This window comes from Bacillus xiamenensis (assembly GCF_001857925.1).
In the GTDB taxonomy this organism is placed as follows: Bacteria; Bacillota; Bacilli; order Bacillales; family Bacillaceae; genus Bacillus; species Bacillus xiamenensis.
On the sequence record NZ_CP017786.1, the window covers coordinates 784,727 to 807,065 of the forward strand.

The 22,339-nt window shown below is 41.5% G+C and carries 26 protein-coding genes and 1 pseudogene; 11 read left to right on the forward strand and 16 right to left on the reverse strand.

What is annotated here, in order from left to right:
• Positions 1–5: 5 nt before the first annotated feature.
• From BK049_RS18725 to BK049_RS03980, 3 genes are all read left to right on the forward strand, one after another.
• A complete protein-coding gene (locus BK049_RS18725) occupies positions 6–170 on the forward strand; it encodes a YvrJ family protein (RefSeq protein ID WP_008360622.1) in 165 nt (54 codons plus the stop codon).
• A gap of 94 nt (positions 171–264) precedes the next feature.
• Positions 265–1,428, forward strand: a complete 1,164-nt coding sequence (locus tag BK049_RS03975; RefSeq protein ID WP_008360620.1) for an oxalate decarboxylase family bicupin — start codon at positions 265–267, stop codon at positions 1,426–1,428.
• A gap of 70 nt (positions 1,429–1,498) precedes the next feature.
• A complete protein-coding gene (locus tag BK049_RS03980; protein ID WP_071167877.1) occupies positions 1,499–1,921 on the forward strand; it encodes a regulatory YrvL family protein in 423 nt (140 codons plus the stop codon).
• Between the two features lie 25 nt (positions 1,922–1,946).
• On the opposite strand, the gene BK049_RS19945 is transcribed toward BK049_RS03980, so the two are convergent.
• From BK049_RS19945 to BK049_RS04000, 5 genes are all read right to left on the reverse strand, one after another.
• Positions 1,947–2,081, reverse strand: a complete 135-nt coding sequence (locus BK049_RS19945) for a hypothetical protein (protein WP_008360616.1) — start codon at positions 2,079–2,081, stop codon at positions 1,947–1,949.
• Between the two features lie 143 nt (positions 2,082–2,224).
• Positions 2,225–2,383 (reverse strand): hypothetical protein, encoded by a 159-nt coding sequence (locus BK049_RS19675; RefSeq protein ID WP_232532056.1) that lies wholly within the window; start codon positions 2,381–2,383, stop codon positions 2,225–2,227.
• A gap of 69 nt (positions 2,384–2,452) precedes the next feature.
• Complete coding sequence (locus tag BK049_RS03990) at positions 2,453–5,044, reverse strand: YfhO family protein (RefSeq protein WP_071167878.1); 2,592 nt, start codon at positions 5,042–5,044, stop codon at positions 2,453–2,455.
• 87 nt (positions 5,045–5,131) lie between these two features.
• On the reverse strand, positions 5,132–6,115 hold the full coding sequence (locus BK049_RS03995) for a glycosyltransferase family 2 protein (RefSeq protein ID WP_008360610.1): 984 nt from the start codon (positions 6,113–6,115) through the stop codon (positions 5,132–5,134).
• Between the two features lie 298 nt (positions 6,116–6,413).
• A complete protein-coding gene (locus tag BK049_RS04000; RefSeq protein WP_071167879.1) occupies positions 6,414–6,686 on the reverse strand; it encodes a YfhJ family protein in 273 nt (90 codons plus the stop codon).
• Positions 6,687–6,802: 116 nt separating this feature from the next.
• On the opposite strand from BK049_RS04000, the gene BK049_RS04005 reads away from it, so the two are divergent.
• Both BK049_RS04005 and BK049_RS18730 read left to right on the forward strand, forming a co-directional pair.
• On the forward strand, positions 6,803–6,952 hold the full coding sequence (locus BK049_RS04005; RefSeq protein ID WP_003217849.1) for a small, acid-soluble spore protein K: 150 nt from the start codon (positions 6,803–6,805) through the stop codon (positions 6,950–6,952).
• A 25-nt stretch (positions 6,953–6,977) separates the two neighbouring features.
• Positions 6,978–7,151 (forward strand): YpzG family protein, encoded by a 174-nt coding sequence (locus tag BK049_RS18730; protein WP_008360604.1) that lies wholly within the window; start codon positions 6,978–6,980, stop codon positions 7,149–7,151.
• A gap of 222 nt (positions 7,152–7,373) precedes the next feature.
• Here the strand turns inward: BK049_RS18730 and BK049_RS04010 are convergent, their stop codons facing one another.
• Positions 7,374–7,688, reverse strand: a complete 315-nt coding sequence (locus BK049_RS04010) for a YfhH family protein (RefSeq protein ID WP_008359305.1) — start codon at positions 7,686–7,688, stop codon at positions 7,374–7,376.
• Positions 7,689–7,691: 3 nt separating this feature from the next.
• Positions 7,692–8,483: a recombination regulator RecX gene (gene recX, locus BK049_RS04015; RefSeq protein WP_071167880.1), complete on the reverse strand. Its 792-nt coding sequence runs from the start codon at positions 8,481–8,483 to the stop codon at positions 7,692–7,694.
• 94 nt (positions 8,484–8,577) lie between these two features.
• Here recX and BK049_RS04020 point away from each other — a divergent pair, with 94 nt between their 5' ends.
• From BK049_RS04020 to BK049_RS04030, 3 genes are all read left to right on the forward strand, one after another.
• Entirely contained in the window at positions 8,578–9,474 is an 897-nt protein-coding gene (locus BK049_RS04020; RefSeq protein ID WP_071167881.1) for a TIGR01777 family oxidoreductase, read from the forward strand.
• Positions 9,475–9,527: 53 nt separating this feature from the next.
• Positions 9,528–9,638, forward strand: a complete 111-nt coding sequence (locus BK049_RS04025) for a YfhE family protein (protein ID WP_017358836.1) — start codon at positions 9,528–9,530, stop codon at positions 9,636–9,638.
• 61 nt (positions 9,639–9,699) lie between these two features.
• A complete protein-coding gene (locus BK049_RS04030) occupies positions 9,700–9,855 on the forward strand; it encodes a YfhD family protein (RefSeq protein WP_008359302.1) in 156 nt (51 codons plus the stop codon).
• 38 nt (positions 9,856–9,893) lie between these two features.
• Here BK049_RS04030 and BK049_RS04035 read toward each other — a convergent pair whose 3' ends face one another.
• Positions 9,894–10,481, reverse strand: a complete 588-nt coding sequence (locus BK049_RS04035; RefSeq protein ID WP_071167882.1) for a nitroreductase family protein — start codon at positions 10,479–10,481, stop codon at positions 9,894–9,896.
• A 272-nt stretch (positions 10,482–10,753) separates the two neighbouring features.
• On the opposite strand from BK049_RS04035, the gene BK049_RS04040 reads away from it, so the two are divergent.
• Complete coding sequence (locus BK049_RS04040) at positions 10,754–12,010, forward strand: transcriptional regulator (RefSeq protein ID WP_008359300.1); 1,257 nt, start codon at positions 10,754–10,756, stop codon at positions 12,008–12,010.
• Between the two features lie 36 nt (positions 12,011–12,046).
• Here BK049_RS04040 and BK049_RS04045 read toward each other — a convergent pair whose 3' ends face one another.
• From BK049_RS04045 to mprF, 3 genes are all read right to left on the reverse strand, one after another.
• Positions 12,047–12,514, reverse strand: a complete 468-nt coding sequence (locus tag BK049_RS04045) for a thiol-disulfide oxidoreductase DCC family protein (protein WP_008359299.1) — start codon at positions 12,512–12,514, stop codon at positions 12,047–12,049.
• A gap of 340 nt (positions 12,515–12,854) precedes the next feature.
• On the reverse strand, positions 12,855–13,403 hold the full coding sequence (locus BK049_RS04050; protein ID WP_008359296.1) for a thioredoxin family protein: 549 nt from the start codon (positions 13,401–13,403) through the stop codon (positions 12,855–12,857).
• A 92-nt stretch (positions 13,404–13,495) separates the two neighbouring features.
• Entirely contained in the window at positions 13,496–16,066 is a 2,571-nt protein-coding gene (gene mprF / locus BK049_RS04055; RefSeq protein ID WP_071167883.1) for a bifunctional lysylphosphatidylglycerol flippase/synthetase MprF, read from the reverse strand.
• A gap of 168 nt (positions 16,067–16,234) precedes the next feature.
• On the opposite strand from mprF, the gene BK049_RS04060 reads away from it, so the two are divergent.
• Positions 16,235–16,714 carry a MarR family transcriptional regulator gene (locus BK049_RS04060; RefSeq protein WP_008359293.1) on the forward strand — a complete coding sequence of 160 codons (480 nt, stop codon included), beginning with the start codon at positions 16,235–16,237 and terminating at the stop codon, positions 16,712–16,714.
• A 31-nt stretch (positions 16,715–16,745) separates the two neighbouring features.
• On the opposite strand, the gene BK049_RS04065 is transcribed toward BK049_RS04060, so the two are convergent.
• The 3 genes and pseudogenes from BK049_RS04065 to BK049_RS04075 form a co-directional block, all read right to left on the reverse strand.
• On the reverse strand, positions 16,746–17,036 hold the full coding sequence (locus BK049_RS04065; protein WP_071167884.1) for a hypothetical protein: 291 nt from the start codon (positions 17,034–17,036) through the stop codon (positions 16,746–16,748).
• Positions 17,029–17,241: pseudogene (locus tag BK049_RS04070) on the reverse strand (DinB family protein); the annotation flags it as partial. The pseudogene BK049_RS04070 and the gene BK049_RS04065, both read right to left, overlap by 8 nt.
• A gap of 95 nt (positions 17,242–17,336) precedes the next feature.
• Positions 17,337–18,344 carry a zinc-binding alcohol dehydrogenase family protein gene (locus BK049_RS04075; protein WP_071167885.1) on the reverse strand — a complete coding sequence of 336 codons (1,008 nt, stop codon included), beginning with the start codon at positions 18,342–18,344 and terminating at the stop codon, positions 17,337–17,339.
• Positions 18,345–19,308: 964 nt separating this feature from the next.
• Here BK049_RS04075 and BK049_RS04085 point away from each other — a divergent pair.
• Positions 19,309–19,635, forward strand: coding sequence for a YnfA family protein (locus BK049_RS04085; RefSeq protein WP_071167887.1), 327 nt, complete (start codon positions 19,309–19,311; stop codon positions 19,633–19,635).
• A gap of 17 nt (positions 19,636–19,652) precedes the next feature.
• Here the strand turns inward: BK049_RS04085 and BK049_RS04090 are convergent, their stop codons facing one another.
• Positions 19,653–21,368, reverse strand: coding sequence for an ABC transporter ATP-binding protein (locus BK049_RS04090; protein ID WP_071167888.1), 1,716 nt, complete (start codon positions 21,366–21,368; stop codon positions 19,653–19,655).
• A gap of 12 nt (positions 21,369–21,380) precedes the next feature.
• The gene (locus tag BK049_RS04095; protein ID WP_071167889.1) at positions 21,381–22,304 is read right to left on the reverse strand and encodes an ABC transporter substrate-binding protein; all 924 of its coding nucleotides are present in this window, start codon (positions 22,302–22,304) and stop codon (positions 21,381–21,383) included.
• Between the last annotated feature and the right edge of the window lie 35 nt (positions 22,305–22,339).

Consider the following 22,339-nt stretch of genomic DNA (forward strand, 5'->3'; position numbering starts at 1 on the left):
GACAAATGGAAAACTTTTTTTCAGAGGAATGGCTGAAGCAGCTCGGTCAGGCTGGCTTCCCTGCGATTTTGACGGTTTACTTACTGACACGCTTTGAACGAAAGTTTGATGAATTAAGCAAGCTCATCCAAACGTTAGTCGCTGCTCAAAAAAATGATGAATCAGATTGACATCCGCTTGATTGGTTTCACCTTATGAAAACGAGGGCGAAATGAAAGGCCTTTTATCACCTCACCCAATACGATGTTGAAAGGGGATTTTATTATGAGTGAAAAACAAAATGGTGTACCACAGCCAATCCGGGGAGAAAAAGGAGCAACGGTCAAAATTCCGCGTAACCTCGAGCGAGACAGACAAAACCCAGATATGCTCACGCCGCCGGAAACAGATCATGGAACAGTCTCCAACATGAAATATTCTTTTTCTGATACGCACAACCGTTTAGAAAAAGGCGGCTATGCCCGAGAAGTAACAGTTCGTGAATTACCAATCTCTCAAAGCCTTGCCTCTGTGAACATGCGCCTAAAGCCTGGTGCGATTCGTGAGCTGCATTGGCATAAGGAAGCGGAATGGGCATACATGATTTATGGGGAAGCACGGATTACGTCGGTTGATGCAGAAGGACGTAATTTTACAGAGGATGTGACCGAGGGTGATTTGTGGTACTTCCCTTCTGGCTTACCGCACTCCATCCAAGCACTTGAACCGGGAGCTGAATTCTTGCTTGTGTTTGATGATGGGTCTTTCTCGGAAAATAGTACGTTCCAAGTAACCGATTGGCTTGCTCATACGCCAGAGGAAGTTGTGCTCAAGAACTTTGGTATGACAAAGGAGCAGTTTAACAAGCTGCCAGAGAAAGAGAAGTATATTTTCCAAAAAGGACTGCCTGGTTCGCTTGAATGTGACAAGGTGAAAACAGAGCAAGGAGAAGTTCCGAATTCCTTTAAATACGAGCTGTTAAAACAAGAGCCGATTACTTCAAGCGGCGGACAAGTCTGGATCGCGGACTCAAACAATTTCAAAGCATCTAAAACGATTGCGTCTGCTCTTGTCAAAGTCGATCCTGGTGCCATTCGTGAGCTGCACTGGCATCCAAATACGGATGAATGGCAATATTTCATTTCTGGAAAGGCACGAATGACAGTGTTTGCTTCTGATGGACATGCAAGAACCTTCAACTATCAGGCAGGAGACGTTGGATATGTCCCATTTGCGATGGGTCATTATGTAGAAAATATTGGGGACGAACCGCTCTATTTCTTAGAAATCTTCAAGAGCGATCATTATGCAGACATTTCACTCAATCAGTGGCTTGCGGTCACACCAAAACAGCTCGTTCTCGATCATTTAGATCAGGGAGAAGACTTCTTAAAATTGCTTGATACAAAAAAACATCCTGTCATCGCTGGACCTAAAAAAGAGGATTAACGTATTACTTCCTGCAAAAAGGGCTCCCCTTTTTGCAGGTATCTTCATGTAAAGGAGTGATTGTTCACCTATGCAGCAATCTGTTCACGCTTTATGGCAAGGACTGAAATGGCTCGTGGCGACATCGGCTGTCTGTTACATATTTTTGTTGTTTTGTGTGCTGTTCTTTCATTTGACGGGTGCTTTTTATCAATCGATTTTATCGATCCTTCTGTTTATGGGCATATATGTTGTGATTGGGTTGTCCTTTGAGCATATAGAGCATGTACTCATGCGGTTTGTTAGAAAGAGTAGGTTTAATAAACACGCCATCGTTTTCTATGCCATTACATGTCATCTTTTGTTTATTTGGGGAGCCGTCTATTTATCAGATGAGTTTGTCGACGGCATTTTGTTGTCTACTTCTGAGGAAATTCTCTTTGCTGTGAGTCTGTGGTTGTTTCATTTTTTGTTTGATTGTGCTACGTGTCCGTTTGAGAAAGAAGCTTCGTGACCTGATGCCTCTATGATCTTTCTGGTTAGAGGGCTTCTTTGATTTGCTTCATGTGATGAATATCCTGCTCAATCAGCCCTTGAAAATAATTTGATAACGTCCGCTCAGTTTGAGCAATCAAAAAGAATTCAGTCCAGCGAGATGCTTCGATTTTCTTCATTTCTTGAAGTCATTCTGTTCTGACGGCAGCAAATCGTCGAATCGTCTCGCTTCTCTCTTCCTTTCTCGCTCTTTCGGCTGCCTAGCTGATTCATGTCATGCACATCAGGTGCTTGAGGTAACGATTGATCGTGTAAAATCAATTCATCCCACGGAACGAAATGTGCGAGTGATCTCAGCAATGCTCCATTTTCCATCGGCGATGGCTCTGCGCCATTCTTCGTCTGTTACTTCCATTAGCGATTGTACCCATTCAATGGAGTGTTCATAGTGATCAATAATGGACTCTCTGTTTAACGTCAAATGGTTCTCCCCCATTCATTTGCTCTTATGTTGATTGTATCAATTAAGTGATGAGAAAAAAAACACCACTTATGATGTAAAGTGGTGTTCCTTGTGTTTTCTCCGTGCATATAGGACCGCAACGATCAGACTGATCAGTGAAATGAACGCAAGAATCCTGATATACGGCGGATAGTAGGTTAGCACAATCTTGTTTTTGCCTTTTTCTATTGGAAAGCCGATAAATGCGTAATTGGCTTTTTCAATATCAGTTTGCTGGCCGTTCACAGTGAGCTCCCAGCCTTTTTCATATGGAACAGGCAGAATCATATAATTATCGCCGCGCTTGTTATCATATGAAATCGTAAAGCGGTTATTTTTAAGCTTCACCTGCTGGCTGCCATCATCCTGTTTTTCTTTATCATATGCCTTCTCTAGTATGCGGTAAGACTCATGATACAGCTTTAGTTGATTGAGCTCATACGTCCCTTTTGGCACTCGAATGGAGAGGATTTTTTCAGCAGGAACCCGAATCGTCACTTCATTTACACCTGTTTTGTAGATAGATGTATTGCTTTTTCGTGAGGTGACGTAGTTGTCAACGGATAATTGAAACCCTTCGTTACGGTCTGTCCGCTTCATATAAAAGCTCACATACACGTCCCCGGTACGAGCTATATCATCTGGAAGGGTGATATTCAGCCCGCCTGTCTCCCCGTATACATCAAGTACGCCATTTTCATACACCGCTTGTTCACTATGAATGTTTGTATCCTTTATTCGATCAGGCGAGTGTTCGATTACAGCGTTTCCTTTTTTATCTAAAATCACGCCTTGTAGCATGGCATGTTCTTTATCAAGCGCTGAAGCATGCTGAAGGGACGCTTCTGAATAAACGGTGCTTGTTGTTCTTGCAAATGGCAGCGGCCGTGTATTTTCATACACCTCATAATGCTCACTTTCCAATATTGGCTTAAAATAAGCTGGCGGTGAGTAAGACATCATGTTGTCTCGCATATAATACTTTCCGTAAGTCAAGCTATATAAATTCGCTCGGTCACCCATTGTCGCATAACGGCTGACACTTTCCCGTCCCATATCAATTTGCAGGTCATTCCAGTAGAAATTGAGCAAATGCTTATTCAATATACTCGAATACACACTCATCCCTTGAAAGCCTTCAAATAACGGGGTGTTGTTTCGCACACCATTCATCCAATCAATCCGGGCGAGCGAGTCCTTTGAGCGGTTTTGAATTTGCTGAATGAGCTTCATTTGCTCTTGCCCCGCATATGCTTCACTTTTCATATACGTATCTGACACTTCCTTGATATTGCTTCGTTCAGATAAATAACCTTGTTGATAAACACCAGCTGTCAGTAGACTAACGACAATGAGCAAAGCTGAAAACAGACGAAGGTGCTGACGTTTTTCCGCATGTATCCAGAGGAAGAATAAACTAATCACAAGCAGTCCTATTCCTGTAAAGACAACGACATCCATATTTCGCATCGCTCGTTCTGACAAAATGATAGAGAGGATAAAAACGATCCAGGCGCCTAATACCGCTCGCTTTTTCCACTCCCACTCTATTTGCGAGAAATGCTTGATGGTAATCGCAACGACCGCTCCAACTGTAAAGGCTAGAATGTATTCAAATCTGTATTGCGGTGCAGAAAAACCATTAAACACGCTCGCCATCTTTGGACTGTAGTGAAACATCATCAGCAAAACGCTGATCGCTGTGAACATGAAAAACCACCTGTTCCGGTAAAGCGGAACGAGGAACAAGCAAATGAGAAAAATGATAGGGATTAAATACACCCTGCTTGTAAACAGCAGATGATCATGCAGCTCGAACCAAGGAATGGCCTGTTCATACGGCGGCCTTATATTATTGAGAAATCCGTAAACAGATGGGATAAAAAAGGCTGCACTGATCCCAAAGGATAATAGCGTAGATATCGCAAGAGTCCAGAAAACCTTCCACCCGCGCTCCTCACTTCGAAGCTTGATCATATATCTGAAAACGAGATAAATTGCTAAAAAGATAAAATGAATATAGGCAAAATAAAAATTATTGATCAGCATGAGGCTGCAACCCGCAATAAACCAAGCCGGTTTGCCTGTTTTGAAAATTCGTTCAACCCCAAGCACAAGCAGCGGAAGCCACATCATGCTGTCGGTGAAAAACTCCCAAAACGTTTGATGCCGAAAGTACACAATAGACAGTCCGTAAATGCCAGCACCTGTCAGCGCACCTAGTCTATGCTGAACGATTGAAAGGAGTACGTGGTAAGCAATGAACAAAATGACCGTCAGCTTGATCACACTAAGCCAAATCACAGCATTTGCCCAAAAATGAATGTCCGTTGACTGAATGAGATGGAGCACATTCATCAGCCAGACGACAGCGACTGTAACCATAAAGACCGTCGACGTTGTAAAATAATAACCTAATTGTGTGTATGTACCGCCGCCTAGACCAAACTGATAGGAATAAAAGAAGTTTCCTTTCACATATTCGTCATACAGCAGCTTTTTAAATGGGAGCATTTGCGAGATGCCATCCCCATCTCCTGTCATATAGCGGCCTTGCGTATATTCATATAAGAAAAAGGAGTGTCCTAATAGTGCGAGAATGAGGCACATTCCAATGATTTTCCATCTACGTTTCATCATCTAAATCCTTTCCACAAAAGATCCACTGTTCTTTGAAACAAAACAACCCAGCAAGCGAATCGTGCTTGCCGGTTATGTGACTCCACGCTATTTAAATAACTGCGTTAACACTCGTTCTTGTTCTTTTGAGCTTGTCTCTTGCTCCATGACATTGGATTCTTGAATTAAATAATGCGGCCTCTTTTTCGTTTCATAGTAGATCCGGCCAATATATTCTCCAATCACGCCTAGACTCAAAAGCTGAACCCCTCCGAGGAAAAGCACAGCGGAGATTAAAGTGAAATAACCCGGTACCATGATGCCCGTTCTGACGATTTGAATAAAGGTGGCCACAATGTAAATCAAAGAGAGAAATAAGATCAGTATGCCAGTATAAAAACAAATACGCAGCGGGCGGTTGTTAAAGGAAATCACACCATCAATGCCATAGTTAAATAATTTCTTCAGTGACCATTTTGTATCACCATGCTGTCTTTCTACATTTTCATAATAGATGACCTTTTCTTCAAAACCGATCCAGCAAAAAAGCCCTTTCGAAAAACGATTTCCCTCTTTCAGCTGAAGCAATGCGTCAATCGCTTGGCGTGAAATTAAACGGAAATCTCCTACACCATCACGCAAGTCCACTTCAACCACCTTGTTCATCACTTTATAATACATGGATGATAAGTAAGAGCGAAGCTTGCTGTCCCCTTTACGGTTCCGTTTGGCGATGACTTGATGGTAGCCTTCTTCATATCCTCTGACAAAATCCTGGATCAAATACGTTGGGTGCTGCAGGTCGGCGTCCATTATGATCGCAGCTACTCCTTTTGCATGTTCAAGTCCTGCCAAAATAGCCGCTTCTTTCCCAAAGTTACGAGAAAAGGAAATGTATTTAACCTTTGTACTTTTGTGAGAGAGCTCTCTCATGTATTGAAGCGTGTTGTCTTGGCTTCCATCATTAATAAAGATGATTTCAAAGTCATAATGAAAATCGCGAAACTCGTCCTCAAGTGCTTCAAAGATTCGTCTGATGTTTTCACCTTCATTATAAGAAGGAATTATAACAGAGAGCAATTCCCGTTCCATATCGCACCTTCTCTTCACTTTTTTCAGATTGTTACATTTATTATTCCTTTTTTGTCAGAAAACGAAACACTTTTTTATTATCCATAAATTTCATTTATTTTTGATCGTCTCATTATATCAAAGTTTTATTTCCAGTGATTTTCAGCCAGATGAATTTAATGTAATTTTAAGTTTAACCATTGTAAAAAGCCTGTAATTCTTATCACAGACTGGGTATTGTTTCATAAAATTGTTTATATACTTATATATTTTCCTTTTTTAAAAAAAAAGATAATTAGACGTGAAAAAGCCCGCCCCTTTAGTGCAGCAGCCCTTTGTTATTTTGTTGCAAATGCTCGTTTGCCTTTGATTGTTTATTTTGAAATAAATGGAGCTGCGCGCCGTAGCTTTCAATCCATTCTTGGACAATCCGTTCTGTTGTTTCCTGTCCTTTATACTTATAGCCAGCCTTTGCATAGGTCGTTTCAAAATCACTCCATAGCAGTTCTACCCATGTACGTGCTTCTTCATATGTCAGCATATTGTTTTTTTCCATCAATTGTTCGGTTAATCGCTCAAAGTATTGTTCCATACCGGTTCCTCCTTCGTCTAGCAGAAAGTGCCTTATTAAAAAAATCTCTTTTTTCATATACTACCCTTACGTCTTCAAAAGACGCAAATGATTTGTATTGTTTGGAGGGAATCAGTATGCGTAATAAAGCAAAGGGCTTTCCAAATCAAGTGAATCACAAGTTTGAAGGCGAACCAGGCGCCACAGATGCGTATGCATCTAAAAGGCCGAATGGTGAGACGAATACTCGTCCACAGGAACGTATGAGGGCATCAGGGAAACGCTAATTTTTCCAAAGGGAGTGCTTGAGATATGAGTTCAAATGGGAAATCGTATATGGCAGATTTTGTTCAATTAAGGACAACCGCTTACCCTCAACCATGGGCGAATGCAAAGCATTCTGCCTCTCAGGTCAACGGAGAAACTCAGCAAACGCAGCACGACATCGTACTTCAGAACAACGTCCGTAAACAACGTTCGAAGTAAAGAGAAGGACTGATCTTAGGATCAGTCCTTTCATTGTTGACAAAGGGCTGAAATGACCTTTATTTTAGCCCTTTGTCTTCTTTTCAGCGTGATCTGAAAACCTTTGCAGTCTAGGAAGGACGAGTACCGGCGCGGAGCGAATTTGACATTCGTGAGCACCGGCACGCAGGACTGACAAAGAATGCGAGGGTTTGTCTACACGCTGAAGGACTGATCTTAGGATCAGTCCTTTTTCGTGAGCAATGAAATCGGCAGTGCATCTTCTGTTTCTGGCGCTGATACTCGGTATCCCCAAGCAAAAACCCCATTCAAATACTCTACATAAAACTGCTCGTCCGTATCTTTGATGTGATAGGTCGTCTTCGTCTGAATGGCCGATGGATCTAATAAATAGGCTTTCGCCATGTCAATTTTCCGCTCCAACACAGCATATTCATTCACAATGCCGAGCTGCTCAGCCTTTCTTGCTTTTTCAGAAAGGGCGGCAATCTCCTGCTTTAATTCGTATTCTGTCATCTCACTATAGCGTTTTTCCATCCGTCATTCCCCTTTGTCTAAAACGTGATCAATTGTATTAAGATCAAAGCCTTTCCGGTAAAGAAACTGCTTCACTTTCATCTTCTTTTCAAATGACCCGTCATATCCTACCTTGCGTTTTGCCTTCTCCAGCATATAGTGGAGGGCTTCTTCTTCCTTTTCCTCTTCTTGTCCATCATAGGCTTCTTGAAGGGCTTTATCAATGATATCAAATGAAAATCCCTTGCGCTGAAGCTGCAGCTTGATGCGCTGCTCAATCTCTTTTGCAGAACGATTTTTCTCTTTCTTTACAAGCTTGAGAACTTGTTTGACAGCTTCCTCTAGCTGCAAATCGTTCGGATATTGCGATAGCGCTTGTTCAATGGTGTCATCGTCTATGCCTTTTAGCTTTAATTCTTTTTTTAGGACGGACGGGCCTTTGCTGTTCGTTTTTCGGTGAGTGTTCACATATGCTTCAGCAAATTCAAGATCATTGACATACTTGTAATGCTTTAATTTGTGTATAATTTCACTAATAGCAGGTGCAGGTATGTCTTTTTTCGTCAAATAATCGGTGACTTCCTTCACCGATCTCATGCGATAGGATAAATAATCAACGGCCTGCTGAAATCCTTTTTTCACTGCATCACCGAATTGAATCTCTATGATATCGGCTTCGTCCAGTTCTTTCCCCTTTTTCAAATCGTGTTGGACGAGCACATCTAGATCCACGCTAAACGCGTACTTTTCATCAAGAAAGATGTTCACGCGCTCTGTATTGTTTTTCTGAGCAGAAATTTTCGTAATATACGGCATCCTGTGATCACTCCTTTTTTCAAACAGTCAGGATGTTTCTTCTGATTCAAAATCGTGAAAGATATAGGTATGTATATGAGAGGAGAGATGTCAATTGAATATCGCCATCACCGGAGGAACCGGTTTTATTGGCCAGCACGTCACAAAGGTGCTCGCAGCTGAAGGACATCATCTATATATTTTAACAAGAAATCCGAAGGAATCCGAACAAAATCATTTACATTACGTGCAGTGGCTGACAGATGGTGCGTCCCCTGAACATGAATTGCCTGCCATTGATGTATGGATTAACCTCGCAGGAAAATCCATCTTCACACGCTGGACAGACAAGGCAAAAGAAGGCATTCTCTCCAGCCGTCTACAATCAACGCAGGAAGTGAAGCGCATCATAGAAGCGCAGAAAACGAAACCGTCTGTACTCATTCAGGCAAGCGCTGTCGGTATTTATGGCACTTCGAAGACAGAGGATTTTACGGAGGAATCCCCTCCAGCCGATACAGATTTCTTAAGTCATACGTCCAAGCTTTGGGAAGCTGAAGGTCAAAAAATAGAAGCACTCGGCATTCGCACGGTTTATACACGTTTTGGGGTTGTGTTAGGAGAAAAAGGCACACTCCCTCTTATGACCTTGCCATACAAGCTCTTTGCTGGTGGAACGATTGGCTCTGGCTCGCAATGGGTATCATGGGTTCACGTGGAGGATGTGGCACATCTCATTGCTTATGCCATTCAACATGAACAGATATCAGGTCCACTCAATGTCACGTCTCCAAACCCTGTTCAAATGAAACAGCTTGGACAAACGATTGCTTCTGCCCTTCATCGCCCGCACTGGCTGAAGGTACCATCCTTTGTCATCAAAACTGCACTTGGCGACATGTCATTACTTGTTTTAGAAGGTCAGCGTGCCCTGCCGAAAAAGGCGCTGCTGTCTTCTTATGAATTTTTGCATCCTGAGCTTCAAGAAGCGATTTTGCATTCAGAGGAATAAAAAATGGACAAAACACCCATCCTATGAAGAAATGATATGAGGGGGCTGTTTTGATGAAGAAAAAAGAACACCAACCAACGTCTAAGCTGAAGAAAACCCAGGAAGTCCTGTATCAGCAGGAATTCAAAAAAGCGGAAAGAGCAGCAGAAAAAAGAAACAAATAAAATGGATATTCCTCCTTCACAAGCACATAACTATAGTGATCTTGTAAAGGAGGGAAAGGCTTTGAAAAAAGACCAACAGAAAGAATTCAACCACCAGCTCGCTGCACAGGAGACGGATGGCGAATATGTTGAATTTTCCAAAGAACTTGCAGATCCAAATGACATAAAAGCAATGGCACGTATGAAAGAAGCCGATCAGCGTGCCAAAAAACAATAAGAAAAAAAGCAGACCTTCTCACAGGGTCTGTTTTTCTTTTACTTGATTTCAGTAAGCAGGCTTGATGCTTTCTGACGTGATTTTTCCTCAGGCACTTCATCTGGATAACCGATGTGAAGAATCGCTGCAAAACGCTCGTTTTCGTTTAATCCCATCTCCTGTTGAAATCCTTTATCGTATAAAATACGGCCGCTCTTCCATACCATGCCGATTCCTTGATCCCAAGCAAGCAGCTGGAAGTTTTGAATAAGGGCGCTCACTGCAGCAAAATCATCATTTCTCACGACTGGGTTCTCGTCTTCTTTTAGCACGACAAGTAAAAGAGTTGGTACTTTTGAAAAATAGTCTCTGTATTGATTCAGCTTTTCTTCTTTTGCATCTGGGTTATTGCGTGTAAAGAAAGCAATGAACCGCTCAACAAATACTGCCTTTGCTTCATCAGTCGTTGCATATAAAAAGCGCCATGGCTCAGTGATTTTATGATTTGGTGCATAGACTGCATCTTCTAATAATGGCTGGAGCTGCTCAATGGTCACCGGTGTTTCTTTGAATTTCCGAATCGATCGTCTATATCTGACAGCGTCTCGAACTGTTAACGCCTCTGTTTGTTGTTTGATTTGTGGCATATATGTCATCCTTTCAATCAATTTTAATTGAAATTGATTCTCATTCACATTATAAACATGATGGTGTGTTGTTGCAAATAGAGTCCCCTTCCCTGTCAGCTAAAAAGTTGTTTGATTTTTTCAAGTAATGTTACAATCATATTACGTTTTAAACAAATTTTGAGAAAACATCCAAGATGATGAAATGATTTCATGTATTCCCATTTCATTTGATTCGGCCATTTTTTCAAAAGGCTTTCAACCCATGATTGGAAGGGAGGCTTCTGGATGGAATGAAGATCAATATTGGACAAATCATCAAGCTATATCGTTATAAACAAAATATGACCCAATCTGAATTGGCAGAAGGCATTTGTTCTGTCTCTCATTTAAGTAAAATTGAAAATGGCTCAAAGGAGGCCAATCAAGATACGATTAATCTCCTGCTTGAGCGGCTTGGCATCAGCCAAGAAACACTGTCGCAAAAGGCTCGTCACCTGCTGTCATTGCTCGATGAGTTTCAAATGAACATGTATTTCTATGCACTCGATCAGGCTGAACAAAATGCAGAAATGATTATTCATCACGAAGAACAGTTCTTTTCGCTCGATTTGGGGATTCAATATCATTTGTCCTTATTTCAATTTTATTTATTAACTGACAAACAGCCGCTTGCCTTAAAAACGTACCGTGTGCTTAAAAAGTTTGAAAAAACCTTTATTGAAACAGAAAAAGAAATTTTTGAATATCTAGATGGCATCCATCAGATCAAAAATGGTCAGCTGGAAGAAGGGCTGAAAAGACTTGAAAACTGTTTTTCTTATGCTTCTGTTGAACAGAGCGACCTTTATTATCACTATGCAAAAGCACTTGGAACCATGGGGCATCTCGGTGATGCGCTTGAAGCAACACATCAAGCAATGGATTTATATAGACAAAAGAATAATTTCAAGCGGGTCATCCATTGTACACTCATTCATGGCGTGATCTCACTCGAACTAAAAGCCTTTCAAACAGCTAAAAAATATATAAAAGAAGTGATTTTACACACTTCCCTTCACCCTGATGCCTATATTAAAATGACAGCTTATTTTTATTACGGAGTTCTCTTAAAACGTGAAGGCGATTTTTCATCAGCTGTGCCTTATTTACTAGATTCACTCAATTATTTTAATCAAGAGCAGATAGAAGATCGTTACTGTGAAACACTCTATGAAATTGCGACATTGTATGCAGAATATGATCGAAAAAAGGCGCTTCCTTACATACACGAGCTGTTAAAACAGCCTCGTATTCAGCCAAACTGTTTATATATGATTAAAATCTATAAATTGATGATTGAGGAGAATCCTCATGATTTAAAAACGTATTTAGTAGAAGCGGCCATTCCTTACTTTGAACACAATGAGTTGCATAGCGAGTACTTGTTTGCCCTTAGAACCTTGCTATCCTATGCGGCTTCAGAGCTTGATGAGAAAGCCTATAAGTCCTACACAACAAAGCTGCTTGATCACTTGGCATCATTTGTCCCATATTACAAAAAAGCATGACCTTATGCCGATTGAAGGTCATGCTTTTTCTATTGATTAGATGGTCTTTTGTTGATCTGTATCAGGACGGGTGACTTGTTCGACAGAATGAATATACCGTTTTCTCGCAAAATAATCGTACGCATGCTGACCAAAGCCAAGCCAAATGCTGAGTACAATGAATGGGACCGTTCCCCATAGGGCAGGAATGTTACAAGCAATTCGAAGCCAAGTATAAATCCCTGAATTTTTCTGATTTTTAGCTAAGGAAATAGACACGATTCGTTTTTCTGCCTTCTCTTCACTTATTTTATTCAGCCTCAGCAGCTGTGAATGTCTAAATGATTCAAAGTGAATTCTGTTCTTCCAATCGAGTGATTTCAACAGGTCAATCGCTTTTGCACATGTAGGACTTTGTCCATCATAAAACACAAGCAGCCTGAGTGATTTGATGGAACGCTGTTCTCTTTTTTTTGATTCAGCGAGCTTCTTTTTTTCTTGATCGAGATAGATGATTTTTTTCATAGATTGATCGCCAGTCCTTTTCCGTCATTTGTTTTTTTTAGTTCGTTCAAAGGAGATTACAACTAGATTACTATAGTTGATGGGCCTCTTGTATTGGGAAAAAGCCATCCGACGTGCGTTATATGAGCCTTTAGATAAGGGCAAAATTGATGATTTCATGGCATATATGAGGTTTTTCAACTAAAAGTGGTTGGGAAAATCGTGGTGCTTTGCGGTTTTCTGCGGTATTTGATAGAATTCTGCGGTTTTTCTACATCTTTATGCGGTGTTTTTTGTAGGCAAAACGCAAAAACAAGATAAAAAAAGACTACTTCCCATTGCGGTGAAGTAGTCTTTTGGTTTATATTTTTGCCAAAACTTCTACTATTTCTTTCTCAATATCTTTCCATAGGTAACGATCTGTCGTATAGTGGTGTGCGGCTTCTTTCGCAAACACCTGAAAAGCTTCTTCAAAATCAGGTGCATCTTTGTCCGGCTTTTTCTCGTCGACAAAGCGCTGAGCTTCTGCTGAGCGAGGTCCCCATTTCCCCACTTCATTCCCGTCTTGATCAATGATGACGATAATCGGAATCGATCTTGCGGTCCCGTTCGTTAAATACTGATCCATTAGGTCTAGATGCTCATCCCGAATGAAATAGCGCGCATCAATCAGTGCTTCATTTGCGATACGCATGAAAATTGGTACATTAACCATTGCATCCCCGCACCAATCCGCTGTGATCACAAGCGCTCTTAGCTTTTTCTTTTGCAGCCGTTGAAGCAGCTCTTTTTCTTTTTGATGAATTGAGTACTGGTTGTACACCGTGAGTAAGTTTTCACGGTTTTTCTCCATATTGTGTACATATGTACGTTCAGTTAATCCCTTTGTAAACCATCCATTTAATGTCATATGAACATCCCCTTTACTCTTCAACTTTACCACTTTTGCTATTCTTTTGTCTAAAAAAACCTTCACCTAGTGAAAGGTAAAGGTTTTTGCTCTTATGGACGCCTGTTTCGATTTGGGTCCATCCCAATCAGCTTGGTGACAAGTACCATTGTGACGGGCAGTGACGTATTCTTTTTATAGGCTAAATATTTTCCGCGCCATTCGGGTTTATATTTCTGTTTAAACGACCGTAAGCCGCTGAAGCTATACATATATCTGACGTTGTTGAAGATGACACTCGCCAAACGCTCTGTGAGGAAGGACTGTTGGAACGTCCCTACATTCGATAACGGCGCCATTCCCATGTTAAAGGACTTATAGCCTTTTTCTTTCGCCCATTGAAACAAGTGGATAAATAGCGCATCCATCATCCCATTCGGCGCATCATGCATATGACGCATTAAGTCGATTGATATCTCTCCTTCTTGATACATCGGCATTAACGACACAAAGGAAATGATTTGACCTTGTTGATCTTTTAAAATGGCAATTGGCGCTTTTTGAAGGTAGTTTTCATCAAAATAACCGAGAGAAAATCCTTTTTCTTTTTTCTTTCCAAGCCAGCTGTCAGATATCTGTTTCAACGTCGTGAGCAATTCATCCGAAAAAGGCGGTTCCAGCATTTCAAAGGTGTAGCCTTCTCGTTCAAACTTATTCGCAACAGCTCGTAAATTTGATTTTTTCTTCCCTGACAAAGAGAATGTTTCTAAATCAATGATGGCTTCTTCCCCAAGCTTAAAGAAGTGAAAGCCTAAATCATGATAAAGAGCCATTCCTTCCCTTTCTACTTGATAAAAAGCGACACGATAGCCCGCTTTCTCTGTCTGCTGCAAAAATTCTTCCAGTACTAGCGGATAAGACGCTTGACGACCGGATGGGTCACCGAGCACAATGACGCAGCGGCCAATACGGCCAAATTGAAGCATCGCCTCGCCATCACTGGAGAAAAACAGCTTTTTGTCTCCTAAAAAACCAAGATGACTGAGGGCATTTCCTCCCTTTTCTTCTAAAAACGTTTTTAATTTTTCTTCCTCTGCTTCTTCTCCAATTGGAAATGCCTTTTTATTAAAAATCAATTTGCTAATGAAAAAGAAAAGCGGTACCCCAATTAAGGCGATCATACTTGTCATCGTGATATGCCGTTCATTATGAACCAAGTAGTCCTTACTTAGGAAATGTCCGATTTTTGTCCAAATGAAGTTCCCAATGACATTATAGTTAAACAAAACGAGTAAATATCCAGCGGCAGCCGCTACAAATTCATACAGGGAATAAGGTGCCTGCTGCTTCACAAATTGATTTCGAAGGGAGAAAAACACCGCCATGATGACCGGCAGAATAAAGATTAAACTCAGGTTAAACCCTTTTAGCAAGGTGAACACAAAACCACCAGCTAGGGCAATCATTGTCAAAATATAAGATCTTTTCGTTCTTTTATACACTTCAATGGACAAAATCATCAAAATGATCCCGAACATTAAAGAAAGACCATTAAATCCTGACAGCAGAAAGTGTGGAATGGTTGTAATCACACCTAAGCGATCAACAGGAAGCACAACGGAAGCCATAATGAGCAAACCGCTTCCAAACGTTAAAATGGATAAAGAGCCGTACAATAAACGAATTAAAAGGGCACGGTGCAAAATAATTAAGACGTTCGTTGTTTCAATCGCAGGTGCCATTCTCGGGTTGCCTTCGAGACGTCTAATCGTCGTGCCGGTTAAATCATATGCGGCAAGACAAAGCCCAAGAATAAACGGGAAAATCGAGTAAACAAAGCGGTACAATACAAGAGCCGTCAGCACCATCTCTTTATCAAAACCAATGTATTGCATGCTGAGTAAAAAGATGAGATCAAACGATCCAAATCCGCCAGGAACCATACTGATTAAACCGCCGATTGATGCAATCGCAAACACGCCTAATATGATACGGACATCGACGTTCATCCCCATGGAGACGACAGCCATATACATGACAAGTCCAGCTGCCAGCCACTCTAAAAACGATGCACCAATATAAGCGTAAATCGGGTGCTTCAGTCCATTTTCACCGCTCTCAATCGAGCTTTTTCGAATGGAGGCCATGATGATGTAAATGGGCACAATACAGGCAAAAATAATGACAAATGCCCATAGCCATGGCTCCCGACTAATAATACTTTCAACAGGCAGAACCCTGACCAAGATCAAATCACTGAAAATAGATAAGCCCAGCAGGACAGAGGATGTCAAAAGGGCAATGCCTTTCAGTAGCTTTTTCGTATCTGTGATGTACTCCTTGTATAAAAGCGTTCTGAGCCCTGCTCCTGATAATCCGCCGAACCCAAGTACACTGTTAAAGGAGTTGGCAATCCAAGAAATACGAATCGTTTTCCAGCCACTGATCGGCATATCAAGGCTTCTTCTTAAAATAAAATCATATAAGGACATTGATAGAACAGCGACAAGTCCTAGAAAAACAAGAATAAACAAGTCCATTCGATTCAAGCTATCAATAATATAAAACGTCTTTTTAATGGAAAGGCCGCTCAGCTCCTGCTTGGCGAAAAAAATTAAGACAAGGATGATGACGATGGGAAAGAGCATTTTTAAAATCGTCATACCCGTTTTTTTGTTCCACATGTTTCTCCCAACTTTCTAGGTTGCTTCATTTATTTCAACTGAACATTATTATACAACAAATACCACTTGATTCATGCAGTTTCACATTCAAAAGCTTCATGATACTTTCAATTAGAAGTAAAAATCAGTAATATAAAGAAAAGAGCCGCTTAAAGGAAGTGAACAAGCGTGGAATATAATATTCATGACACCACCGTACTAAAAGAGGAAATTCTATCTCCTGAGGAAAAAAAGACATGGGTGCTTTATATGAAAGTGCTCACTGCCGCAGGACTTGGAGATGTTTCTGAATGGATGAAGCTTGATATGAGTATGCCTCAAATGAAGGTGCTCATGCTGCTTAATAACCATGGCTCCCTTAAAGTGTCCGAAATAGCTGAAAAAATGGGCGCTTCTTTGTCTAATATGACAGGTCTGCTTGATCGATTAGAGCAGTCTAACTTTGTTGAACGAAAGCATTCAGAGCGTGACCGGCGAATGATTGTCGTAGAACTGACAGAGGAAGCGAAAAACATTTTCAGAAGTATTTATCAAAAAGGGCACGAAAAAATTAAAAATTCCCTACAACGGCTCAATGATGAGGAAAAAGCAAAAGTCAATGAAGGTCTAGCCATTTTAGAAAAGGCACTTCGTCCCGAACGTGGCTAAAAGGAAAAAAGAAAAAAAGGAAAAAAGACGGTCACTTGAGATCCGTCTTTTTTATTTCTTCTGTTTCTTGTCGATCTGGGGTGAAAAGATATTTACGAATCACTTCCCTATCATCCCATAAGAGATAGCCTGCACCGATGATGAGGAAAAGGAGGCTGATCCATGTTCCACCAGGCAGAACTTCTTCAAGGAGCTGAAATTTACTCCCATCATCCTCTAGATTCGTATTAAAATAATGTATCTCGAATAAAACATATTTTGCTATATAAAACAAAGTGGCCATGAAGATAAACATGGCGCCGACAATTCTTCTACTAGACATGTTTTCGACTCCTTTCATTCCACTGATTTCTTTTGATTAATTCCGTTATATGGGCAAGGTGATGCTGTGAATGCCAGACGTACATTCCTGTTGCATCATATAAGGACACCGTTTGTTGATCAGCTGGATGGTAATAAACAGCGTTGAAATCTTCCTCTGTCATCTCGCGAAGTAACGTGACCCATCGGCGATGCAGACTGCTGATCAATCCATGCCTTGAGCTGTTCTTTCGTTTGTCGTTCGACCGGTTTATATAAACCAATCGGATATTGTCATGATGTCGTCATACGATGCCCCTCCTTAAAATCCTTCAAGCACAAATTTGCCGATCATTTTCCCTTGCTCAAGCGTTTGATGCGCCTGCTTCAAATTGGCCGCATTGATAGGGCTGAGTACCTTTGTTAACGTATGCTTTAATGTCCCCTCCTCAAATAATGCACTTGCTTCTTTTAAAAGCTCGTGCTGCTTGATCATATCCGCTGTTTCGTACATAGGCCGTGTGAACATGAATTCCCATACAAATGCAGCACTTTTGTTTTTGAGCAATTGAATGTCTAAATGATGTTGATTTTCAACAATGGTACAGATCGTCCCTTGGGGTTTAATCGCTTCTGCCATTCCTTTGAAATGACCATCTGTATCATTTAAACATAAAATATAATCCACTTCGCCAATCCCTTTTTCCTGAAGCTGCGTTAAGAGCGGCTGATGATGGTCAATGATATGATCAGCACCTAATGAGAGACACCATTCTTTTGTTTCGGGTCTTGATGCGGTAGCGATCACAGTTGCTTTTGCTAATTTGGCCAGCTGAATGGCAATTGAGCCCACCCCGCCTGCACCGCCGATGATCAGCAGTGTCGCGCCTTCTGCATTCCGCTTCATATGCATCCGGTCAAATAACGCTTCATATGCCGTAATCGTTGTAAGAGGCATTGCGGCTGCTTCTGCGAAAGAGAGATTTGCAGGCTTTTTCGCCACTATGCGCTCATCCACAAGCTGGTACTCACTATTTGAGCCTTGACGCGTGATATCTCCTGCGTAATATACGTGGTCACCCGGTTGAAACAGCGTACACGCTTCGCCTACCTCCACCACTGTACCGCTTGCATCATAGCCAAGAATTTTCAGCTCATCTTCCTTCTGCTTCTTCGGTGATCTCACCTTTGTATCAACTGGATTCACCGACACAGCCTCTACCTTCACCAATACATCCCTGCCAGATGCTTGAGGCTTTGCCACCTCATGATCAATCAGGCTTTGCTCATCCTCAATCGGCAAGTACTCAAATAATCCAACTGCTTTCACTCGCTTGCACTCCCTTTCTCCATGCTTCTTTTCCACATTTTATCATAATTTTCTAAAGTTTATGGATTGGTCAGCAATCGCTGGCACATTTAGGACCTCTTGAAAGCCTTTCGCTCCCTCGCCATGTATGAAGGGCGAGCCTTTTGCAAAGAGAGAACATAAGTGAACCAGCTGGTGGACTTAAAAAAGAGCTGAACGTAATAAAACTGAATGTGCTGTAGGATAACGATGATCAATAGAAACATAGTGAATGAGAGGATAAAGTTATCTGCCCCTCCCTGTATCCACTCGCTGACCCAAAGCATCACAAATCCAAGCATCATGAGCTGTTCGAGTCTTTGCACGAGCTGGACCAAGATATGTCCCCGCTTGGATAGGTCGCCTGACTGGCGCTTTCTAATTTTCCTCGATTTGTAAAACCACACAATACTTACTACGAGATTGTGAGTGATGAAAAGAGCGATCAACACAATAAATAAAGGGGACTGCACAAAAAGGACTTTTGCAATGAATGGAATCAACAAAGAGTATAATGCGATAAATGCGTATCTGAATGATAAAAGAAATAATTGTTTCTCTGTACATGACTGCATGCGTTTCACCTCTACATGTACTACGCCTCATTTTGAGAAAAGTTCCCTTTGCCTATCAAAAAAGGATGCCCTTTAAAAGGCATCCCCTTTAAAAGGCATCCTTTTTTGATTCAAGGCTGACAGCTGACGTATGCTTCCTTTTACCTGTCTATTTTCAAAGCACCGGCTGAGCTCCTTTAATGGGCCCTATTTGATAAACGGCAGATGCCAGACATTTTGCCGCAACGATTTTTACAGGTTTTTCTGCTTGTTCTGTCCTCTTTGTCAGGACATACAAGTTCCCAGCAGCAGGGCTGAATGGTAGTGCGGGTGGAACACATTCTTTCATCATGTCATAATAGAACGAAATAGGAGAACTGGAGTGTCCGTAAATGATTGTAACGATTGTCCTTTTTTTATTAGCTGGTTTGGCTGAAATTGGTGGCGGCTACCTTGTCTGGCTGTGGCTGCGTGAAGCAAAACCTGTGGGCTACGGGATTGCCGGCAGCCTCATCCTGGTCGCTTATGGCGTCATCCCCACCTTCCAGCAGTTCCCGACCTTTGGGCGGGTTTATGCTGCCTATGGCGGTGTTTTTGTCGTCCTTGCTGTGTTTTGGGGCTGGTGGGTCGACCGAAAAACCCCTGACCTCTATGACTGGATGGGTGCTTTGATCTGTTTAGCCGGCGTCAGTGTGATGTTATTTGCGCCCCGCAGTTAATTGCCGGCTTCTCTCTTTTACTTGCTAAATTGTGTTTCATATAACCGCCGGTACAGCCCGTCCTTTTTGAGCAGGTCTTCATGTCTTCCTTGCTCTTTTATGCCTTCTTTTGTTAAGACAACAATACGGTCGGCATGCTGTATGGTGGCTAAACGATGGGCAATGATAAACGTTGTTCGTCCTTCAGCCAGCTCTTCAAGTGATGCTTGGATAAATGACTCTGTCTCCGTATCAAGCGAAGATGTGGCTTCATCTAAGATAAAAATGGGCGGGTTTTTAAGGAAAATACGTGCAATGGAAATCCGCTGTTTTTGTCCGCCGGATAACATCATGCCACGCTCACCGATGATCGTATCCATCCCTTTTGGCAAGCTATTCACAAAATCCTTCAGCTGCGCCTTCTCTAATGCCTTCCACACTTCTTCATCAGATGCATCTAGTTTTCCATATAAGATATTTTCTCGGATTGTTCCATGGAATAAATAAATATCCTGCTGCACGACACCAATTTGTCTACGCAGTGAAGCGAGTGTCATCTTTCTTGTCTCAATCCCATCAATTGTAATGGTTCCCTCCTGCCATTCGTAAAAACGAGGCAGCAGACTGCAAAGCGTAGATTTCCCAGCACCTGAAGGGCCTACGATGGCAATCGTTTCTCCCTGTTTGACCTCAAGATTGATATCATGCAGAACTGGTTTATCTGATTCATATTGAAAAGACACGTTTTGAAAAACGATATCCCCGTTTAACTGATCGACTTCAATTGCGTCATCAGCATCCTTTTCATCTGGCGATTGGTCGATGAGTGATGCAAATCGTTTAAAGCCTGCTGCACCTTTTGGATACATTTCAATGACTGCATTGATTTGTTGAATGGGCCCTAAGAAAATGCCTGTTAAAAGTACAAATGAAACAAATTCTCCATACGTCATATTCTTTTGCAGCACAAACCATGCCCCGCACACAAGACCAAAAACCGTGACACTTTTCATGAGAAAATGACTGACCGCTGTATGCACTGCCATCATTTGATAAGTGGCCAGCTTTGTTTTTCTAAACTGCTGGTTATGTTCAATGAAACGGTCCATTTCATGTGACTCATTCCCAAATGCTTTTACAACACGTATTCCACTAATGTTGTTTTCAACACGTGAGTGGAATTGTCCAATGCTTGAGAACATTTTATCAAAAGCAGCGGACATTTTTTTCGTAAAGTAGACGGATAATCCGATCAGGAATGGAACGACAATAAATGTGAGGACGGCAAGCTGCCAGTTAATCGACAGCATCAGGCCAAAGGCCCCAGTTAGTGTCATCACAGCGATAAATAAATCCTCTGGACCATGATGAGCGATTTCGCCAATGTCCATTAAATCATTTGTCATACGGGAAACGAGTTTCCCCGTTTTCTTTTTGTCAAAGAAGCGAAAGGACATTCTTTGGACGTGAGAAAATAGCTGATTCCTCATATCTGTTTCAATATTAATCCCCAATTTGTGGCCAAAATAAGTCACAACATAATGCATGGTGGAGCTAATCACATATAAAATGAGGAGCAAACTGCCCCAAAACCAAATGGCTTCCCAATCACCATTTGGCAGCAAGTCATCCATGACTTTACTGATGGCAAGGGGGAAGGATAATTCGAGTAAGGCGGCCAGTACTGCACAGGAAAAATCTAGTACAAACAGCCCCATATATGGTTTGTAGTATGAGAAGAAGCGCTTTAACAATTGACAGACCTCCTACCGATCAGACGTTCCTGTCAATATGTCGGCAAACTTCTCCGCTTGATTCGCTACTGCAATCGGATCATAAGGCCAAAAGAACTCTGTATCCAGTTGATAGGTTTGCTCTTTTTTGACAGCTTTTAGGCTTTTCCAGATGGAATTATTTTGATCAAATGTCCCGCCATTGGATTCATCAATGAAGATATGATCACCCGCATATTTCGGAAGGGTTTCATATGAGATCAATTCATAACCTGTCTTACTATTTAAAATCGTGTCTTTGACCTGTTTTGGTGGATTTACCTGTAGTTGTTGATAGAGCGCCTGCCCGCCTCGGTAAATTCCGTTACCATACACATAAACATCGTTTTTAAATGCGCCCATGATGGAAACTGTTTCACCTTTTAAAGCAGATGTCACTTTTTTTCTAGCTGCCTCAATTCGTTGATCAAAGGTGGTAAGGAATGCTTTTCCTTCCTCCTCTTTATTTAAAACTTTTGCCAGCGTTGTCACTTCTTCATGTGCATCTTTGAAAGAACCGTAAGGATACACTAAGGTAGGGGCTATTTTTTTGTACACATCATAGACTTTTTCATCCTGTACGGCTGTGATAATCAGATCAGGCTTTAGGCTAAGTGCTTTTTCAGCTGAACGTTCGTCACTGATATCCTCTATTCCTTTTATCTTGCCCTTCAAGTGTACGTTCTTTAAATCTTGTGTGGTCGCACCTACAGGTTGAACACCAAGTGCAATGGCGCTCCCTAAATATCCATCTACGATAATTCGTTTTGGATGAGCTGGAATCTCTATCTTTCCTTTCACTGTTTCGACCGTTTTCGTTTGCTGCTTTGATTCTGCTGTTTTGGCTTGTTCTTTATTGCCACAGGCCGCCAATATCATGAGCAGGATGACAGCACATATCCAATACGCCTTTTTCATCTGAATATTCCTCCTTTATTTCCCTACTCCAAATG

Coding starts and splice junctions, on each gene's coding strand:
- BK049_RS03995 (WP_008360610.1), bottom strand. CDS start 6,115: ATGGAACGGGAATTGCTCTCTGTTATAATTCCTTCTTATAATGAAGGT.
- mprF (WP_071167883.1), bottom strand. CDS start 16,066: ATGTGGAACAAAAAAACGGGTATGACGATTTTAAAAATGCTCTTTCCC.
- BK049_RS04040 (WP_008359300.1), top strand. CDS start 10,754: ATGAAGATCAATATTGGACAAATCATCAAGCTATATCGTTATAAACAA.
- BK049_RS04045 (WP_008359299.1), bottom strand. CDS start 12,514: ATGAAAAAAATCATCTATCTCGATCAAGAAAAAAAGAAGCTCGCTGAA.
- BK049_RS18725 (WP_008360622.1), top strand. CDS start 6: ATGGAAAACTTTTTTTCAGAGGAATGGCTGAAGCAGCTCGGTCAGGCT.
- BK049_RS04005 (WP_003217849.1), top strand. CDS start 6,803: ATGCGTAATAAAGCAAAGGGCTTTCCAAATCAAGTGAATCACAAGTTT.
- BK049_RS04035 (WP_071167882.1), bottom strand. CDS start 10,481: ATGCCACAAATCAAACAACAAACAGAGGCGTTAACAGTTCGAGACGCT.
- BK049_RS04085 (WP_071167887.1), top strand. CDS start 19,309: ATGATTGTAACGATTGTCCTTTTTTTATTAGCTGGTTTGGCTGAAATT.
- BK049_RS03975 (WP_008360620.1), top strand. CDS start 265: ATGAGTGAAAAACAAAATGGTGTACCACAGCCAATCCGGGGAGAAAAA.
- BK049_RS18730 (WP_008360604.1), top strand. CDS start 6,978: ATGAGTTCAAATGGGAAATCGTATATGGCAGATTTTGTTCAATTAAGG.
- BK049_RS04095 (WP_071167889.1), bottom strand. CDS start 22,304: ATGAAAAAGGCGTATTGGATATGTGCTGTCATCCTGCTCATGATATTG.
- BK049_RS04010 (WP_008359305.1), bottom strand. CDS start 7,688: ATGGAAAAACGCTATAGTGAGATGACAGAATACGAATTAAAGCAGGAG.
- BK049_RS03990 (WP_071167878.1), bottom strand. CDS start 5,044: ATGATGAAACGTAGATGGAAAATCATTGGAATGTGCCTCATTCTCGCA.
- BK049_RS04065 (WP_071167884.1), bottom strand. CDS start 17,036: ATGTCTAGTAGAAGAATTGTCGGCGCCATGTTTATCTTCATGGCCACT.
- BK049_RS04025 (WP_017358836.1), top strand. CDS start 9,528: ATGAAGAAAAAAGAACACCAACCAACGTCTAAGCTGAAGAAAACCCAG.
- BK049_RS04000 (WP_071167879.1), bottom strand. CDS start 6,686: ATGGAACAATACTTTGAGCGATTAACCGAACAATTGATGGAAAAAAAC.
- BK049_RS03980 (WP_071167877.1), top strand. CDS start 1,499: ATGCAGCAATCTGTTCACGCTTTATGGCAAGGACTGAAATGGCTCGTG.
- BK049_RS04050 (WP_008359296.1), bottom strand. CDS start 13,403: ATGACATTAAATGGATGGTTTACAAAGGGATTAACTGAACGTACATAT.
- recX (WP_071167880.1), bottom strand. CDS start 8,483: ATGCCGTATATTACGAAAATTTCTGCTCAGAAAAACAATACAGAGCGC.
- BK049_RS19945 (WP_008360616.1), bottom strand. CDS start 2,081: ATGAAGAAAATCGAAGCATCTCGCTGGACTGAATTCTTTTTGATTGCT.